The following is an 18,594-nucleotide window of genomic DNA, read 5'->3' on the forward strand; positions in this document are numbered from 1 at the left end:
TCAACGCGCGCGAGGAAGCTATCGCCGCACGGTCGGTGATGGGCGCTGAACAGCAGGAATTGAGTGCGGTCTTGTCGGATTTGAGTAGTGCTACTCAGCCCCACCCGCCGAGGTACGCCTCCAGATCCGGCTCCCCGGCCAGCACCCGCACCTGATCGGTGACCACCTCGGCCCGGGGGAACAGATCGGTCCGCCCCCACCGGCGTTCCCGGGCTTCGGCGCGGGTGGCGCGCACCCGGAGCAGTCGGCGGCCCTCGGGGTGGAGCAGCGTGAGCTCACCGAGTTGTTCGGCGTCGAGTCGGCGCACAGCCTCGCGCACCGCGTCCCCGTCGACGCGCAGCGGGTGGTCGAGCTGCACCACGATCCGCACCCGGTCACCGATCCCGCCCGCCACCGCACCGGGCAGCGTCGCGAGCACCGAGTCCAGGCTGACGAACCGCTGCGCCGGGCTCACCCCCGGGGGCGGCAGCACGACGGTGTCGGCGTGTGCGCTGGGCAGCCCACGGCCGCGCGACCCCGGCACCGGGATCAGGTCGGTGAGCAGCAGGGTCTCGGCGTTCTTCGCGGTCAGGCTGGCCGCGTCGCCCCGGTCGGACCACTCCGGACCGTCGTGCCAGGCGACGGCGGTGGGCACATGGGCGAGGACCGCCCCCGCCAGCCAGGCGCGATAGGTCCACTCCCAGTCCTCACCGCCGTAGGAGGTGAACGACTCGTCGAACCCCCCGGCGGCGTCGAACAGGGTGCGGTGGCAGGCGGTGACGGCACCTATCACGTGCCGGTAGGACCGGTCGTCGGCATCGAGCAGGTTGCGCGAACGACGGTAGGCGTCGATCAGCCAGGCGGGCTCGGGCAGCTCGCGGGCCGGTCCGAGCTGTTCCACCGGGTCGTGGATCGGCGTGCCGGACAGCTCGGCGTGCCGTCGGCGACCCACGGTGAGGCAGTCGGGGGCCAACGCCGGGAGCCGGGTGAGCTCGCGCAGGTAGGAGGGCTCGGGAGCGGTGTCGGCGTCCAGGAACACCAGCACGTCACCGGTCGCGGCGGCGGCACCGAGGTTGCGGGCGGCGGCGAGTCGGAAGCCCCGGTCGTCCTGCCGCAGGAGTCGCACGTGTGCCGGGACCACCGGGGTGGTGGGCGACCCGTCGTCCACCACCAGGATCTCGGTGCGCTCCGCCGGGTGGTCCTGGCGGGACAGCGCGTGCAGGGTGCGCGCGAGCTGCTCGGGCTGGTCGTAGTGGGCCACGATGACCGAGACGGTGGGCGGTTCGGCGGGCTGCACGCCGTCCAGCAGGTCCCAACGGTTCCCGGGAAGCGCGGTCACGACTCCGCCCACCAGCGCAGGTATTCAGCCGCCACGTCGGCGAGGGTCGGCCGCAGCGATGTCCCCGGCGGCAGCACCGTCGATCCCGGGTCCCGCACCGCCCGCACCAGCGCCTCGACCAGCCCGTCGTCCGGGTAGGTGACCAGGGTGCCCGGCCGCAGTCCTGCCATCTCGGCCGCGTAGCGCGACTCGGCGACCAGGGGCCGTCGTCCCTGCTCCCCCCAGTCCAGCAGGCTCCGGGACGCCGACAGGTGCCGGTGGGCGGCGACCGGCACGCCGGGACCGCGCAGCGCGGCCGCGTAGTCGGCGTCGTCCAGTCCCCCGGTCACCGTGAACGTGACATCGAGGTCGGCGGCCAGCGCGGTCAGCCGGCGGACATCGTCCTCGTGTCCGGGGGACGGGGCGCCGATCGCCAGCACCGTCCCGGTGGTCGACCCGAGGCGCCGCGCAGCCGCTGCCACCGCCCGCACCACGTCGTCGTGCCCCTTCCCGGGGTAGATCCAGCCCGCGATCAGCGCGGTCACCCCGGCGCCGCTCGGCGGTGGGAGGACCGGGATCGGCAGCGTGCCCGCGCCGAGCGGGATCACCCGCACCGGTCGGTCGGCCACGCCGTGCTCGCCCAGCAGCGCCGCCTCGTGTCGGCTGTTCACCGCGACCCCGTCGGCCGCCGCGCACACCCGGGCGTAGGCGGCACCCCGGCGCACCAGGTTCCGCGCCCCGTCCGACTCCTGGGGCACGTCGTGCAGGGTGACCGTCAGCCGGGTGCGACCGGCGATCGCCTCGACCAGTTCCGCCGCGCCCTCCGGGGAGGACGCCACGAGTCGGTCGGTGAACTGCAGATGCGCCCGGCGGTGACCGGCCACCGCCGCCACCAGCTCGGCCGGGTCCTGCGCCGTGACGACGGGCACCCCGGGCATCTGTGCGACCAGATCGCGGGTGTACCGGGCGACCCCGTGCCGGGGCGGTCCGGTGAGCAGATGGACGGGAACATCAGGGGTGGTCACCAGGGTGATCGTCGTGGAGTCGCGGGGGGTCGGCAACCGCGCGAGACTGCGCAGACCGCCACAGCACGGCGCCGCTCCAGAACCGGGCGGTCCCCGCGGCACGGCACGTTCGAAGGACCCGGATGTCTCTCCTGTCCCAGACCACCAGCGGCGCGATGCGCCCGGTGGTCTCCCCCGCGACGGCGCAGCCGGTGCGGGTGGTCTCGGTTCCTGCCGGGCACCCCTATGTCGCCCGGGTGACCGCGGACCGTGAGGTCATGGTGCTGCCGGACCCCGCGCCGGAGGGGGCAGCGCCCGGGCAGTGGTGGCCGCCGGTGGTGCTCGATCCGGAGTGGATCACCGCTCACGCAGCGGACGCCGACCTGCTGCACCTGCACTTCGGCACCGAGTCCTTCACCCCGGAGCACCTGGCCGCCTGTGTCGACGCCGCCCACGCGGTCGGCTGGCCGGTGGTGCTCACCGTGCACGATCTGGACCACCCGCAGCTGACCGACCAGAGCCGGTACGTCGCCCAGCTGGACCTGCTCGTCCCCCGGGTGGACGCCCTGATCACGCTCACCCCTGGAGCCGCAGCGGAGATCGCCGCACGCTGGGGACGCCGCGCCCTGGTGCTGCCGCATCCCCGGCTGCTGTCCGGCAGCGCACCCCGGGTGCAGCCGACCGGCGGCTGCCGGGTGATCGGCCTGCACCTGAAGGACCTGCGGCCGAACGTCGACCCGATCGGTGCCACCCGCGCCCTGCTGTCGGCGCTGGCCGACCCGGCGCTGGACGGGCTCGGCACCCGGGCCGAGATCCGGATGCACCGCTCGGTCCGCGACCCCCGCGCCCGGGACGCGATCCGTGCGCTGTGCGCGTCCTCCCCGCTGGTCACCCTGATCGAGCACGACCGCCTGGACGACGCCGAGCTGGAGCGCAGCCTGGCCGGGTTGGACGCCTGCGTGCTGCCCTACGCCCACGGCACCCACTCCGGCTGGCTGGAACTGTGCTGGGACCTCGGCGTGCCTGTGGCGGCGCCCGCGGTGGGTCACTACGGCGATCAGCACCCGGACGGCTCGGTGGCGGTCTTCGGCCCCGGCGAGCTGGCCGCCGCCCTGCACCGGCTGCTGACGACCGGGACCCGGGCGGGCACCGGCGACCGGGACGCCGTGGTCCGCGAGCGCCGGGAGCTGCGCGTGGTGGCCGACCTGCGCGTCAGCACCCGGCACCGGGACCTGTACCGCGAGCTGCTCGCCGGATCCGCCCGATGACCCCGCTGCGGATCTGCGTGATCGCCCCCCTGCGGTTCCCGATCCGCCGTCCGCACGCCGGGGGGTTGGAGTCGGCGGTGTGGAACGAGGTCCGGGCTCTGCGGGCCCGTGGGCACCAGGTGTCCCTGATCGGGGTCGAGGGATCGGACTTCCTGGACGACGGCCCGCCGGAGTTCGTGCTGCCGTCCTTGTCCTGGCCGACCGGCACGCGGCCCACCGACTCGACCTATCCGCCCGGGTACCTGACCCGCTCGGTCCCGGCGCTGGACCGTGCGCTGGACCTGGTGCGAGGCCGGTTCGACGTGCTCTCCAACCACTGCCTGCACGGACTGCCGTTGCGGCGGTCGGCGGAGCTCGGCGTCCCGATGGTGTCGACCCTGCACACCCCGCTGGACCCGGAGCTGGTGGACGCGCTGCCCGGTGCCGGGTCGGTGCGGTTCCTGGCGGTCAGCGAGCACACCCGCGAGCAGTGGACCCGGGTCGGGGTGGACGCGACCGTGCTGCCGAACGGGATCGCCGCCGACGACTGGCCGCTGGGGCCCGGTGGCGACGGGTTGGTGTGGTTCGGCCGGATCGTGCCGGAGAAGGCACCGCACGTCGCGATCGCCGTGGCCCGGGCGCTGGGCATGCCGCTCACCCTGGCCGGCCGGATCGGGGACCAGGAGTACGCCGACCGGGAGGTGCTGCCGCATGTCGACGGGACGTCGGTGCGGTACGCGGGCCTGCTGGACCAGTCGGCGCTGGCCGCGCTGATCGGGTCGAGCGCCTGCGCCCTGGGCACCCCGGCGTGGGCAGAGCCGTTCGGTCTCGTCGGGCCGGAGGCGCTGATGTGCGGCACCCCGGTCGCCACCTTCGGGGTGGGCGGCATCGTGGAGATCGCCCGCCGCGCCACCGGGATGATCGCCGCCCCGCCCGGTGACCTGGGTGCGCTGGCCGAGGCCACCCGCCGGTTGACCCGCCGCAGCACTCCGGAGTTCCGGGCCGCGATCCGGGCGACCGCGCGCCGGCACTGGTCGCTGGACGCGCGCACCGACACCCTGGAGCGGGTGTTCGGCGAGCTGGCCGGTCGCCCGGTGGAACTCCTCGCATGAGCCGACCCGTGATCGGCTGGTACGTGCACCACCACGGCTCCGGGCATCTGGGGCGGCTGCGCGCCATCGCCCCGCACCTGGACGCCGACCTGTTCTGCTTCAGCTCGCTGCCAGCGCCCGACGACCTGCCCGCGCACTGCCGGTGGGTGCCGTTGGACCGCGACGACCAGGGCGAGACCCCCGCGCCCACCGCCGACGGCCTGCTGCACTGGGCACCGCTCGGACACCCCGGCCACCGCCGCCGCCTCACCACCATCGCCGACGCCGTGGAGCGGCACGGGATCAGCGCGATGGTGGTCGACGTGTCGGTGGAGGTGACGCTCTTCGCCCGGCTGCTCGGCATCCCCCCGGTGCTGATCGCCCAGCCGGGGCGGCGGGACGACCTGCCGCACACCCTCGGTCTGCGCGCGGCGACCCGGGTGCTCGCCCCGTGGCCCGCCGATCTGGTCCCGGCCGCTCACCTGGACGCGGTGCGGGAGAAGGTGGTGCATGTCGGCGGGATCAGCCGGTTCGAGGGCCGTGCGGTGCCCACCACCGAACGTTCCGGGGTGCTGATGCTCGGCGGCCGGGGTGGCACGACGGTGACCGGCGAGCAGATCGAGTCCGCCGTGGCCGCCACCCCCGACCGCCGCTGGACCCTGCTCGGCACCCCGGCGGCCTCGGTGACCTGGTCCGCCGACCCGTGGTCCGCGCTCACCGCCGCCGACACCGTGGTCTCCTGGGCCGGGCAGAACGCGATCGCCGACCTGGCGGTGGCCCAGGCCCGCGCGGTCGTCGTCCCGCAGCCGCGGCCCTTCGACGAGCAGCACGCCACCGCCGCCGCTCTGGCGGCCGCCGGACTGGCCGTGGTCGCCGACGACTGGCCGGAGCCCGCCGCGTGGCCGGAGTTGCTGGACCGGGCGGCGGCGCTGCGCCCCGACTGGTCCCGGTGGCGGACCGACGGTGCGGCGGCCCGGGCGGCCGAGGTGATCGATCAGGTCGCCCGAGGCGGTGCCGGATGCTGACCCGCGCCGTCGTCACCCTGTGCTCCGCCCCTCGGCTGGACCACCTGCGCCACCAGCTGCACGCCCTGCGCGACGCGCCCCGGACCCGCACCGTGATCGCCTGGGTCGGGGACGACCGACCGCCCGCGCTGGACGTGGACGCCGTGCTGCGGCTGCCGCCCGGTCCGGACGGCCTGCGCCTGGCGGCCGCCCGCAACGCGGCCGCCGATCGGGCTGTCGACCTCGGTGCCGACCTGCTGGTCTTCCTGGACGCCGACTGCGTGCCCGGACCCGAGCTGGTGAACCGCTACCAGGCGGCCGCCGTCCGGCATCCGGATGCCGTGCTCTGCGGTCCGGTGACCTACCTGCCGCCGGGGGTGGACGTGGACGACCCGGCGGTGCTGACCGCCGCCACCCGCCCGCACCCGGCGCGACCCGCGCCGCCGTCCGGGGTGGTCGTCCCGGCCGCGCCGGACGACTATCCGCTGTTCTGGTCGTTGTCCTTCGCCCTCACCGCCGACCGCTGGGCCACCGGGCCACGGTTCGACGAGCGCTACCAGGGCTACGGCGGTGAGGACACCGACTTCGCCTGTGCGCTGCGGGCCGCCGACATCCCGCTCGCCTGGGTCGGCGGGGCGCACGCGTATCACCAGCACCACCCGACCAGCAGCCCACCGTGGCAGCACCTGGACGACATCCTGCGCAACGGCCGGTTGTTCGCCCGCCGCTGGGGCTGGTGGCCGATGACCGGGTGGTTGGAGGCCTTCGCCGAGGCCGGGGCGATCCGCTGGGACGGCACCGACTGGGTGCGGGAGCCGACGGTTCAGCCGAGCAGCTGATCGGCTGCCGCCAGCAGGTCCGCCGCCACCGGGTCGGCGGTGTAGTGATCGGCACCAGCCCGGGCCCGCTCCCCCAGTCGCCGGGCCAGTGCCGGGTCGTCCAGCAGCCGCAGGATCGCGGCCGCCAGGGCCGGAGCCTCACCCGGGGGCACCAGCAGGCTGTCCTCCCCGTCGGTGCAGAAGTCGTCGTAGCCGCTGCCGCTGGTCAGCACGACCGGGCTGCCGACGGCCTTGGCCTCCAGCGCCGCATTGCCGAAACCCTCCCAGCGGGACGGGCAGATCGTCACCGTCGCCGCGGCGACCGCCCGGTGCAGGGCGGGTCCGGCCACGTGACCGAGCCAGGTCACCCGCTCACGGGCCGCCGCTGGCAGCATGCCGAGCAGCGTCGGCCGGTCGGGTTCGAAGCGCCGGTCGCCGCTCGCCCCGGCCAGCACCAGGCGGGCATCCGGTCGGCGTCGACTCAGCTCCGCGAACGCACCGAAGGCCTCGACGATCCCCTTGCGCCGTTCCAGCCGCCCCAGGAAGAGCACCACGGGACCGGCGCCGGTCGGCCACCCCTCCGGCAGCGCTGCAGACCCGGCCGCCGCCCGGACCCCCGCCACGTCGATGCAGTTCCGCACCACCCGGGCCGGAGGCAGGGACCCGAGGGTGCGCCGGTTCCAGGCCAGCATCGCCCGGGAGATCGCGATCAGCCCCGCCGACCGGCGCACCTGCCGGTCCTCCCGGCGCTGCTGCACCCGGATCGCCGTGCCCTGCCGCACACCGAAGCTGCGCGGGGTGAACCCGGCGATCTCGTTGATCAACCGGGTGCTGGTGGCCAGATTGGTCAGCAGCGGCGCCTCCGTCGGCAGCCGCACCCCGAGCGCCGCCCACTCCGGCAGGAAGACCCGGTCGTACCGCCCCGCGCTGAACGCCGCCCGCACCACCCCCGCCCGGTGCCAGGGACCGGTGACCCCCGGTGCCGCCAGCACGCGGACCCCGGCCACCTCCTGCGCGGGCACCGGGTCGCCGCCGAGCAGCAGCAGATCCACCCGGGCACCGGCGCGGACCAGGGCGGGTGCCAGCGCCGCGTAGTGCCGCCCGATGCCGCCGGTGTAGGGGGTCAGCCCGGCGTACTCGGTGGTGGCGATCAACCAGTGCGAGGGCATGCTCCATCGTCGCTGACCTGCGCGGCGATGGCAGGTCGAGCGTCTCAGGGCGCCAGTCGCCGCCGGGCCGCCGCCGCCCGGGTCCGGGCGTTCGCGTGTTCGGACCACCGGGGCACCCACCGGGCCAGCGCCGCAGCGCCGACCAACCCGGCCACCCCCATCGTGACGATGCCCCCGGCCAGACCGATCGCGCCTCCGACCAGCGAGACCACCAGCGGCCCGGCCGCGGTGCCGGAGTCCTGGAACACCCGCCACACCCCGAGGAAGGTGGCCCGTGCCTCCGGCGGCGCCACGTCGGCGCCCAGGGTCATCAACACCCCGGAACTGATCCCGTTGCCGAAGCCCATCGCCATCGCCGCCACCGCCAGGGTGCCCACCGAGCCGGTGAGCGGCAGCAGCGCGATCGCCCCGCCCAGGATCAGCATGGACGGCACCGCCACCCACAACCGGCCGCGGCGGTCCATCAACCGCCCGCCCGGGTAGAACAGCAGCACGTCCACGGCACCGGACAGCCCGAAGATCAGGCTGGTGGTCGCCGGGGCCATGCCCAGGTGCTCGGACCAGATCGGCAGCACCACCTGTCGGGTCGCCCGCACCGCCCCGACCAGCACCACGGCCAGCCCCAGGGTCGCGAACATCCGGCCGTGCCGACGCAGCAGCGCCCACGCCCCCGGCCCCGCGCCGTGCGCCGCTCGGGTGGCACCGTCACGGTCCACATCCGGGGCCAGGGCGACCACCAGGCCGGCCAGCAGCGACATGCCCGCCGCCAGCCAGAACACCGAACGCAGCGGCGCCAGGTGCAGCAGACCGGCACCGAGGAACGGCCCGAGGAACGCCCCGATCCTGCCCACCCCGCCCAGCGTGGACAGCGCCCGGGCGCGCTGGGCCACCGGGATCACCTCGGTGAGGAACGACTGCCTGGCCAGGTGGAAGACCGCGGACACCGCACCCACCACCAGCACGCCGAGCGCCAGCGTGAGCAGCGACGGGGCCAGCGCGCAGCCGGTCAGCGCCACCCCGGCCACCAGCGCCGCGATCAGCATCGCGCGTCGATCGCCGATCCGGGCGGCCAGGGCACCGGCCGGGACGTCACCCAGGATCAGTCCGACCCCGAGCAGCGCCACCACCAGCGCACCCTCACCCAGGCCACCGCCGAGCCGCACCGCGAGCAGCGGGATCACCGGGGTGATCGCCCCCAGCCCGGTCTCGAACAATGCCGCCGGGGCGTAGGCCGAGGCGATCAGCGTCCGGATCGGGGGCGTCGCTGCCGTCATGCGTCGTTCGGGGTCACCTCGACCACCAGCTCGTCGATGATCGGCGCCGGGGCGGGCCAGTCGGAGGGCCGGTCCGGCACGTCGGTCTCCGAGTGCGCGCCACAGCCGTGGTCCAGGGCGACCACCTTGCCGTCGTCCGGCGACCACTCGTTCGCGCACACCCCGAAGACCGCACCGAGCGGGCCCTGCAACGGGATCAGGAACCCGCAGGTCAGGCAGCCCGCGGCAGCGGCCACGGCTCCGGCACTGGTCGGACCCTGGCTGCCCCGGTACCACCGGTCGGCGGCCTCGTGCAGCCCGCGGGGCGAGAGCACCCGCTGCCGGGCCAGGGCCAGCTCCTCGATGGCGACCTCGTCCTGCTCCGGGTCGCCGGTCGGCGTCCACCCCGGCTCCAGGCGCGGGTCGTCCGGCTTGAACGGCAGCACGTCACCGGGCCCGATGTCACCGGGGCGCAGACGCTCGTCCCAGGGCAGCCAGGCGGGCGCCAGGACGGCGTCGTCACCGGGCAGCAGCACCGACTCGCAGACGGTGGCGACCCGGCCCCGCGGCACCCGGGACAGCGTGACGGTCCACACCCACCCCCGGTAGCCGCGCGCGGTGCAGGCGAACCGGTGGGAGACCAGCCGGTCCTCCTCGATGGTGGCACCGAGGTGCTCGCCGACGTGGTCGGGCTGCTCGGCGATCTCCACCGCGGCGGCCCGGGCCAGCTCCACGGCACCGGTCAGCACCGGCTCCTTCACCCGCACGGCGGCTGCCATCACGCCTCCAGGTCGTCGGCGACGGCCCGCAGCAGGGTGGAGACCTGGGTCGCCCGACCCTTCTCCGGGTACCGGCCGCGGCGCAGGTCGTTGCCCACCCGGTCCAGCACCTTGATCAGGTCCTCCACGATCACCGCCATGTCGTCGGCGGGCTTGCGGGTGGCCCGGACCACCGAGGGCACCGGGTCCAGGATCTTGACAGAGAGCGCCTGCGGACCACGACGTCCGTCGGCGACTCCGAACTCGACCCGGGTGCCGGGCTTGGGGGTGCCGATCCCCGCGGGCAGCGCGGAGGCGTGCAGGAAGACCTCACTGCCGTCCTCGGCGGCGATGAAGCCGAACCCGCGGTCGGCGTCGAACCACTTGACCTTGCCGGTGGGCACGAAGTTCCCCTGGGTGTTCGTCGGGGCCGCACCGGATCGCCCGGGCGGCACGTACCGTCCCAGGTTACCGGTCGGTCGCCGCCTGGGGGACCTCGGTGGGCAGCTGAACCCCCTGGGTGGGCAGCGCGGGCCCCGACCGGCGTCCGACGGCGGGCTGGTAGACGGTGGCGAGCAGTGCCCGGGCCTCCCGCAGCGCCGTCAGGTAGACCATCGACACCTGCAGTCCGGTGAAGGGTTCCGGGATCACCGGCGACCGCTCGGACCCCATCGCGTCCAGGTAGTCGTCCAGTACGTCGCAGGCCTCGACCACCGCCACGCTCGGCGCGCGCCGGCGCAGCTGCGGGTCCAGTTCGGTCATCGGCACGGACAGCAGGTCGCTCATCATGCGCACCAGTGCCTCGGTGGAGGCTTCCAGGGCGTCGTGCGGGGCCAGGATCTCGGCCGCCCGGGTGCGCGCCAGCGCCGCGAGCGGGATCTCGTCGTCGTGGTGACCGGCGGTGGCCAGCACCTCCAGCACCAGCATGGCGCGCAGTCGCTCCCGGCCGAGCAGCACCAGCGCCTGGTGCAGGTGCCGCACCGTCCGCCCGGCACCGGAGACCGAGTTCACGATCCGGAACACCTTGAGCGCGATCGCCGGGTCGGCGGCGGTGAGCCGCGCCAGCCGGCGGTAGGACACCTGCGGGTCGCCGAGCTGGACCAGCAGCCGCCCGGCCACCACGGCGTGGTGGGCCAGGGCCGGGCGGGTGAAGATCGTCGGGCGGCGGAAGAAGTAGCCCTGGAACAGCGGGAACCCGGCGTCCTGGGCTGCTTGCAGGTCCTCCTCCGTCTCCACCCGTTCGGCCACCAGGGCCGCCGTGGGTGCCGCCTCGCGGAGCGTGGCGGCGAAGGATGCCAGGTCGTCGCCGAGGTCCGACATGTCGACCTTCACGTAGTCGGCGAAGCGCAGCAGCGGCCAGCGCGGGTCGTCCGGGACCATGTCGTCCAGCGCGATCCCGAAGCCGCGCTCGCGCAGGGAGGCGATGCCCGCCTGCACCTGCTCGTCCGGCGGCACGTGCTCCAGGACCTCCAGCACCACCCGGTGCGGATCCAGCGCGACCGGCAATTCGTCCACCAGGAACGAGCGCGGCACGTTGACGAACAGGTCGCCGTGTCCGGCCAGGTCGTCCACCCCGAAGGCGGTCAGGGTGGCGGCGATCACCGAGGCGGTGGCCCGGTTGTCGTCGATGCTCTCCACCCCGCCGAGGCCGGAGCTCTCCGCGGTGGCCGACGGGCGGAACAGCAGTTCGTGCCCGATCGTGCGACCCAGGACGTCGTGGATGCCCTGGCGCGCGACACAGACCTGGTGGGCCGGGCCTACGGCAAGGCGGCGGTGGGGCATCGAGCTGCGGTCCCTCCGGGCGGGGAATGGTACGACCCCTTCCATCGGCAGCCGACCCCGGTGAGCTGAGCCTCACCCGGCACTTCACCCCCGACCGCCACGGACATCCGCCCTGTTCTCAGCCCTGGGCCAACCGGTCCAGGGCGAGCGCCGCCAGCACCGCGGGACCCACGGCGAGCGCCTCGTCGTCGAACCGGGCCCGCGGCGAGTGGTTGTACGCGGCGGTCGCCGGATCGGTGCCGGCCGGCACCGCGCCCAGCCCCAGGTACGCGCCGGGCACCTGCTGCAGCACGTAGGAGAAGTCCTCCGCTCCGGCGATCGGCTGCGGTGCGTCGTGCCAGGCGTCCTCGCCGAACAGCGAGACGGTCAGCTCCCGTGCCCGGTCGTTCTCCTCCTCCCGGTTCACCGTCACCGGGTACCCGCGCTGGTAGTCGACGGTGACGCTCAGTCCGTGCGCCGACGCCACGCCCTCGCACACCCGGCGCAGCCGCTCCGGCACCCGACCGTGGGTGTCCTCGGAGAACGTGCGGATCGTCGCCTCGATCAGCGCGCTGTCCCCGATCACGTTGTTCACGGTGCCCGCCGAGATCCGCCCGACCGTCACCACCACCGGGTCGAAGACGTCGAACTGGCGGGTCACCATCGCCTGCAGCGCCAGCACGATCTCGGCCGCCACCGGCACCGGGTCCAGCGCCAGGTGCGGGGCGGAGCCGTGACCGCCCCGACCGTGCACCGTCACCCGCACCGAGTCGGCAGCGGCCAGCATCGGCCCCGAACGGCCCATCACCAGGCCGGAGGGCAGCACCGACGACAGCACATGCAGTCCGTAGGCGGCGACCACCCGCTCCCCGGCGGCGTCCAGCACCCCGGCGTCGATCATCGGCTGCGCGCCGCCCGGTCCCTCCTCCCCGGGCTGGAACATGAAGACCACCGACCCGGCGATCTGCTCGCGTCGGGATGCCAGCAGCCGGGCGGCACCCACCAGCCCGGCGGTGTGCAGGTCGTGACCGCAGGCGTGCATCACCCCGGGGTGTTCGCTGGCGAAGGGCTCCGCGGTCTCCTCGGTGACCGGCAGGGCGTCCATGTCCCCGCGCAGCAGCACCGCGGGGCCGGGTCGGTCGCCGCGCAGCACCGCGGTCACCGAGGACATCGACTCCCCCGGTGTCACCTCCAGCCCGAGCGGGGCCAGGGCGTCCAGCACCAGGGCCTGGGTCCGTGGCAGGTCGAGCCCGAGTTCGGGCACCCGGTGCAGGGCGTGCCGCAGGTCGGCGATCTCCGGGAGTTGTGCCTGCGCCTCGGTGCGCAGCTGGGTGAGAACGGCGGGGTCGAGGTGCATGGCGACTCTCCGGGGCATCGACGGCGCGGACCTACTCACCGTAGACAGCAGCAACCCGCACTGCACCTAGGTCGATCCCTGAGTAGTGCGGAGCTCTTCCACCCCCTAGACCCCCATGAATCGCCCTAGACAGCGGCGACTACCACTACGTGACCTCCGGGCGCACCTAGGTGGTGTCGCCGTGCCGCGACGCTGGCAGTCGACGCCGCTGCGCTCCCTCGATCAGGGACCCGACGGCACGACCCCACCCTGGTCCTGGAGATTCGATGCCCGCGCACTGGAAGCCCACCGCCCGCACCCGCCGCACCGGCCGCGCCCGCCCGGCGTGGGCGGTGGTCACCGTCCTCACTCTGCTCGTCGCCCCGTTCCTCGGGCTGATGGCCGCCTCGGCCGCACCCACCGGCACACTCACCGAGCTGGGCATCACCGTCACCGACGACGGATCCGCCTCGCCGACCCTGGACCCGGCAGGCACCAACGGCCTGGTCGCCACCAACTCGGCGGTGACGATGAGCTGGGCGCTGCGGGCCGACAACCTGAGTGACGGGGTGGTCACCCAGACTTTGCCGGAGGGGTGGTCGTGGGTCACGTCCTCACTCGGGAAGCTCAGCTCCGATTCCTCGCTCTACCAGTCGGCCTACGCGGTCAGCGCCGACGGCCGCACCCTCACCGCGACGATCAGCGTGCCCAGTGCGAGCCTGGTGTCGATCAGCGGGTTGCAGGCGATTCCCGGCCCGACAGCGGCCTCCGGCAGCGTCTACACCCCGGAACTGACCGCAACCGACGCCACCCAGACCCTCACCGCGACCGGCACCGCCCTCGCGGTCGTCAGCGTCCCGCAGGTCAAGCTCGGCGTGCTGGCGATCTACCGCTACTCGTACTTCACCTACGACTTCGGTGCCGGTGCCGAGCCGGCCATCCAGATGCAGATGCGGTTGAGCTACCGAGCAGACACGACACTGGTCGGACAGGTCCAGCCGCTGGAGCTGACCCTCCCGCAGCGCCTCTCGGTGGCATACACCGGAGCCGAACCGGACGCCGTGACTGTCTGCGGCACCGACAACGCCTTGACCCTGGTGTCGGCCGCCGACGGCACCGCCGTGGTGGATCTGGGTGCCCAGCCGACCACCCGGGACAGCAATCCCACGCTGTGCTTCTGGTACCGCACCGCCGACCTGCCCGTGGGTGCCGCTCAGGGCGAGACCCTCAGCACGACGCTGACGGTTCCCGAGCTGACCACCACCGACGGGTCGGTCGTGCAGCGATCCGGGAACGACACGGCGTCGACCACCGTGTACGCCGATGACCCGGTCAAGCCGGTCGTGCCGCCGCGTGCGGCGACACTCGCTGCCCAGGCCTACGGCTACAACTGGAGCTCGTCCAAGACCGATCCGACCTATCCGACGTACATCCGGTACGGGCCGTGGCGCGAGGTGGCCGAGTCGGGCAACCCCCTGCTGTCCGAGTCCGCCTATACCCCGTCATACGACTCCGCGAGCGGCACCTCGGTCGGGACCACGGACCTGGTCGGCTACCAGTTCTGGGACCCGAGCACAGCGACCATCCTCGACGACGCCTCGGCGATCTTCGTCGGGCAGTACCGGACGACGATCGACCCGTCGACGTACCGCCTCGAGTTCACCAACACCCGGGTGACCTCCTCACCCGGCACGAGCAACACCTGGTTCGCCTCGATCGCGGAGGCCGGTGGGCCGGGTGCTGTCAGTGGTGTCCGGGTGGTCTACACCGGCGGGGTGTGGGCGCAGGGATCGGCCTCCGGCACCGGCAGTCAGCTCACGCTCTCCGTGCCGCTGACGGCGCGCGCCGACGGCATCCCCACCCAGTTCTCCGCGACCCACGTCTGGACGGCGGCCGAGGAGGCGACTCTGATCCGCTCCGCACAGATCAAGATCACCCCGTTCTCGGTGAGTGCGACCATCACCGGCAGCCCGAGCTCCGTGGTCGGCGGCAGCCCGCTCACCTACACCGTCTATCCCGCTGCCGCGCACTCCGTGGTCGGCTCCCCGACGGCACCTGACTACGCGATCACTGCCCTGACCACCATCACGCTCCCGCCCACCATCACCACGGTGGACGTGTCGGCGGCCGTCGCCGCCGGGTGGACCCTGGTCAGTGAGACTCCGGCGGATCTGGGTCCGGACGGGGTGCCGGGGACCTCGGACGACCGCTCCGGGATCGTCCTGGTGTTCAGCCGGGACGGGGTGGTCCCCGCCCTGGGCAAGGCCGACCTACCGTCATTCACCCTGCCCGTGGTCACGTCGGCGCACGCGCCGACGAGCCAACGGATCACCGCGCAGTCGCTCACGCAGGTCCAGATCACCTCCCCGACCCCGACCTCGCTCAGTGCGAACGATTCGGTCAACACCACCGTGCTGCAGGGCGAGACGCTCTCGATGGAGGGCGACACCACGACCCCCCGGATCGCCGCCACCGACCACACGGCGTCCTGGACCACCCGCTGGTACAACTACGCCACCAGCGGTCACGACGCACCGACCTATGTGATGGACGTCCTGCCCTACGACGGCGACGCCCGCGGCACGCGGACCACCGGCAAGGTCACGCTGACCGGGGTGTCGTTGCTCGGCGGCGCTGAGCCTGCCGGGGCCGTCGTCGAGGTCACCACCGCCGCACCGGACACCATCGGTGCCGCCCCCGGCACCGGCGTCGCCTGGACGACCCTGACCGACGCCACCGACCTCAGTGCCGTCACCGCCGTCAGGATCGCGCTGTCCGGGCTGGCCACCGGGTCGGCCGGCGGCTTCACCCTCGCCACCGACGTCACCGGGCACTCGCTGGACGACGTCCTGGTCAACTCCGCGACCTCGGCCTCCACCGGCAGCACCCTGACCATGGACACCGGCAACGTGTCGGTCACCGTGGTCGGGGCGGCGCTGTCCGGCCGGGTCGTGATCGACACCGACCGGGACGGCCTGGCGACGTCGTCCGGCGACCCGGCAGTCGGCGCGCGGGTGCAGCTGCTGGACGGCGAGTCCGGCACCGAGATGCTCACCACCGTGACCGACGCCGACGGCGGGTACACCTTCCGCGGTGTCGGGGCGGGGTCCTACCGGGTGGCGGTGGTGCCGACCAGCATCGCCGGGGCCTTCGTGACCCCGACCGTCGACCCGGACGACACCGTCGACGGGGCGACCGACCTCACGGTCGGCGTGCTGGACACGATCGATGACCTGGACTTCGCCTTCGCTGTGCGCAACCCCGCGGTGACCGTCAGCACTGTCGGTCGGGCACCGTCCGGGTCGTTGACCCTCGAGGACGCGCTCACCTTCACCTCCACGGTGACCAACGCCGGTGATGCTCCGCTGACCGGGCTGGCGATCACCGACACCCTGCCTGCCACCGGCACCTGGACCTGGCCGGGTGACGACGGTGCGCTGGCACCCGGCGAGGCCGCCACCTACACCGTGAGCTACCCGCTGACCCAGCAGGACCTGGATGCCGGGACCGTCAGCTCCACCGTGCAGGTCACCGGTACCGACGACGCCGCGCACCCGGTCGACGCCACCGGCACCGCGCAGGTCGACGTGGCCGCGGGCGCCGCCCTGTCGATCACCGGCACCGGCACCGCCCCGACCGCGATCGCCGCCGACGGCACCGTGCGCTGGACCATGACGATCGAGAACACCGGTGCCACCACGCTCACCGGCGTGCAGGTCACCGATGCTCTGGCCGGCATCTCCGCCTACACGATTACCTGGCCCGGCACCGAGGGCCGGTTGTCCCCGGGGGAACGGGCGACTGCGACCGCGACCTCCGCCCTGACCCAGGCGCAGGTCGACGCCGGCACCGTCACCTCGACGGCCACCGCCACCGCCCGCACCGTCTCGGACACCGACATCACCGCGACCACCAGCACACCGGTCACCTTCCCGGTGCTCGGCACGGTGGCGCTCCGGGTCGAAGCCGACGGCAGCCACGTCACCGAGGCACCCGGGACGCAGGTCACCGACGGCGACGACGTCGGTTGGACCTACACCGTCACCAACAACGGCCCGACCACCCTGCACGGGGTGACAGTCAGCGACGACCGCGACCCGGCAACGGCGATCACGGCACCGGAGGGCTTCACCGGGGTGCTCGCGCCGGGCGACTCCGTGGTGTTCACCGCCACCTCGGTCGCGGTGCTCGGCGAGCTGTCGGTCACCGGCACCGTGCTGGCCACCGTGGGCGACGGTGACACCGCGGCGACCGCCACCGACACCGTCTGGTACACCGCCGTCGAGGCACGGCTGGGCAGCATCACCGGGCGGGTGCTGATCGACACCGCCCGGGACGGACTCGCCACCACCGACGGCACCCCGGCCACCGGCGTGGGCGTGCGGCTGGTCGACACCAGCGACGACACCACCCTGACCACCGTCACCGACGACCAGGGCGAGTACCGGTTCACCGGGCTGCCGGGCCGCACCTACCGGGTGGAGGTCGACCTGGAGACCGTCACCGGCGACTCGGTGCTGGTCACCGTCGACCCGGACCAGGAACTGGACGGGACCACCCTGGTCACGATCGGCGGTCGGCAGGAGCTCACCGGCGTCGACTTCGCGCTGGCGGTCCGCAACCCGGCGCTCACGCTGTCGGCCGCCGGGCAGTCGCCCAGTGCTGCCCTCGCGGCCGGTGACCAGGTGACCTTCACCTACACCCTGACGAACACCGGGGACGTCACCCTGTCGAACCTCAGCACGCCGGACACCCTGGACCCGACCCGGTCCACCGTCACCGCCGCCTGGCCAGAGGAGGAGGTCAGCCTGGCTCCGGGACAGCAGGTGACGTTCACCGTCGCCCACACCCTGGATCAGGCGGAGGTCGACGCCGGGGTGGTCAGCACCGAGGTGCACGGCGAGGCGACCGACGACCTCGGCACCGCCGTCAGCACCGACCCGGTGACCGTGCAGATCCTGATCCCCAGCGGTGCGGCACTCGGCGTCACCGGTGCCGGGACGCTGCCCGAGCAGATCGTCGCCGGGCAGGACATCACCTGGTCGGTGACCGTGCAGAACACCGGCACCGTCACCCTGGACACCGTCACCCTGGATGACGCCCTCGACGGTGTCTCCGACTACGCGCTGACCTGGCCCGGCGATCCGGGGGTGCTCACACCGGGTGAGTCGGCGACGGCCACCGCGACCTCCACCCTGACCCAGGCGCAGATCGATGCCGGAACCGTCACCGCCCAGCCCGCGGCGACGGGAACCGCTCCGGACGGCGCGCAGGTCACCGGCACCGGATCGGTCCCGGTCGGCTTCCACGTGCCGGGGCGGGTGCGGATCGAGGTGACGCTGAACGGGTCGCACCCCGATGCCGCGCCCGGCACCGAGCTGGCTGTCGGCGACGCCCTCACCTGGAGCTACCTCGTCACCAACACCGGCGCCGCGACCCTGCACGAGGTCACCGTCACCGATGACCTCGGCACCACGGTCACCGCGCCGAAGGGCTTCATCGGTGACCTGGCACCCGGCGAGTCGGTGACCTTGACCGGCAGCGGGTCGGCAGCCGAGGGCACCTGGTCCCCGACCGCCAGCGTCCGCGCCACCATGGGCGACACCGATCAGGTCGCCATCGACTCCGACCGGGTGTGGTTCACCGCGACGGCAGCCTCCACCGTGACCGGCGACCCCGGCACCCCGGACGCCCCGAGCCCGGACCCCACCGACCCGCCGCGATCCACCGGGCAGAAGCTGGCGATGACCGGTGCCGGGATCGCCGGGGTGCTGACCCTGGCGCTGGTCGCTGTCGGCGTCGGCACCGGCTTCCTCACCACCACCCGCCGGACGAAGGACTGACAGCAGCGCGGCA

At 73.8% G+C, this 18,594-nt stretch carries 13 protein-coding genes; 5 read left to right on the forward strand and 8 right to left on the reverse strand.

All coding sequences use genetic code 11. The features are described from left to right. Nucleotides 1–94: 94 nt before the first annotated feature. Together HGK68_RS13355 and HGK68_RS13360 are read right to left on the reverse strand one after the other, a co-directional pair. The gene (locus HGK68_RS13355; RefSeq protein ID WP_246260375.1) at nt 95–1,318 is read right to left on the reverse strand and encodes a glycosyltransferase family 2 protein; all 1,224 of its coding nucleotides are present in this window, start codon (nt 1,316–1,318) and stop codon (nt 95–97) included. After that, a complete protein-coding gene (locus HGK68_RS13360) occupies nt 1,315–2,322 on the reverse strand; it encodes a glycosyltransferase (protein ID WP_246260377.1) in 1,008 nt (335 codons plus the stop codon). Before HGK68_RS13360 ends, HGK68_RS13355 begins: the two co-directional genes overlap by 4 nt. Before the next feature lie 122 nt (nt 2,323–2,444). Between HGK68_RS13360 and HGK68_RS13365 the strand changes: the two genes are divergently transcribed. Genes HGK68_RS13365 through HGK68_RS13380 form a run of 4 tightly spaced genes read left to right on the forward strand, consistent with a single transcriptional unit; the run spans nt 2,445 to nt 6,482 of the window. Continuing rightward, a complete protein-coding gene (locus HGK68_RS13365) occupies nt 2,445–3,569 on the forward strand; it encodes a glycosyltransferase family protein (RefSeq protein ID WP_246260378.1) in 1,125 nt (374 codons plus the stop codon). Next, nucleotides 3,566–4,660, forward strand: coding sequence for a glycosyltransferase (locus HGK68_RS13370; protein WP_169166409.1), 1,095 nt, complete (start codon nt 3,566–3,568; stop codon nt 4,658–4,660). Before HGK68_RS13365 ends, HGK68_RS13370 begins: the two co-directional genes overlap by 4 nt. After that, nucleotides 4,657–5,664 (forward strand): glycosyltransferase, encoded by a 1,008-nt coding sequence (locus tag HGK68_RS13375; protein WP_169166410.1) that lies wholly within the window; start codon nt 4,657–4,659, stop codon nt 5,662–5,664. Before HGK68_RS13370 ends, HGK68_RS13375 begins: the two co-directional genes overlap by 4 nt. Next, the gene (locus tag HGK68_RS13380) at nt 5,658–6,482 is read left to right on the forward strand and encodes a glycosyltransferase family 2 protein (protein WP_246260379.1); all 825 of its coding nucleotides are present in this window, start codon (nt 5,658–5,660) and stop codon (nt 6,480–6,482) included. Before HGK68_RS13375 ends, HGK68_RS13380 begins: the two co-directional genes overlap by 7 nt. Here the strand turns inward: HGK68_RS13380 and HGK68_RS13385 are convergent. The 6 genes from HGK68_RS13385 to HGK68_RS13410 all read right to left on the reverse strand — a co-directional run bounded on the left by HGK68_RS13385 (nt 6,467) and on the right by HGK68_RS13410 (nt 12,759). Next, nucleotides 6,467–7,630, reverse strand: coding sequence for a glycosyltransferase family 4 protein (locus tag HGK68_RS13385; protein WP_169166411.1), 1,164 nt, complete (start codon nt 7,628–7,630; stop codon nt 6,467–6,469). The two genes, HGK68_RS13380 and HGK68_RS13385, sit on opposite strands and share 16 nt — an antisense overlap. A 44-nt stretch (nt 7,631–7,674) precedes the next feature. Further along, nucleotides 7,675–8,904: an MFS transporter gene (locus HGK68_RS13390; protein ID WP_169166412.1), complete on the reverse strand. Its 1,230-nt coding sequence runs from the start codon at nt 8,902–8,904 to the stop codon at nt 7,675–7,677. Further along, entirely contained in the window at nt 8,901–9,662 is a 762-nt protein-coding gene (locus tag HGK68_RS13395; protein ID WP_169166413.1) for a DUF3027 domain-containing protein, read from the reverse strand. Before HGK68_RS13395 ends, HGK68_RS13390 begins: the two co-directional genes overlap by 4 nt. Then, on the reverse strand, nt 9,662–10,045 hold the full coding sequence (locus HGK68_RS13400) for a cold-shock protein (RefSeq protein ID WP_169167130.1): 384 nt from the start codon (nt 10,043–10,045) through the stop codon (nt 9,662–9,664). The genes HGK68_RS13395 and HGK68_RS13400 overlap by 1 nt, the downstream gene beginning before the upstream one ends. Before the next feature lie 64 nt (nt 10,046–10,109). Continuing rightward, nucleotides 10,110–11,423 carry an EAL and HDOD domain-containing protein gene (locus HGK68_RS13405; RefSeq protein ID WP_169166414.1) on the reverse strand — a complete coding sequence of 438 codons (1,314 nt, stop codon included), beginning with the start codon at nt 11,421–11,423 and terminating at the stop codon, nt 10,110–10,112. A 118-nt stretch (nt 11,424–11,541) separates the two neighbouring features. Beyond that, the gene (locus HGK68_RS13410) at nt 11,542–12,759 is read right to left on the reverse strand and encodes a M20 metallopeptidase family protein (protein ID WP_169166415.1); all 1,218 of its coding nucleotides are present in this window, start codon (nt 12,757–12,759) and stop codon (nt 11,542–11,544) included. 266 nt (nt 12,760–13,025) lie between these two features. Between HGK68_RS13410 and HGK68_RS16285 the strand changes: the two genes are divergently transcribed. Next, nucleotides 13,026–18,581 carry a beta strand repeat-containing protein gene (locus tag HGK68_RS16285; protein WP_169166416.1) on the forward strand — a complete coding sequence of 1,852 codons (5,556 nt, stop codon included), beginning with the start codon at nt 13,026–13,028 and terminating at the stop codon, nt 18,579–18,581. Nucleotides 18,582–18,594 lie beyond the last annotated feature (13 nt).

It is taken from the genome of Cellulomonas taurus, assembly GCF_012931845.1.
Classification (GTDB): Bacteria; Actinomycetota; Actinomycetes; order Actinomycetales; family Cellulomonadaceae; genus Cellulomonas; species Cellulomonas taurus.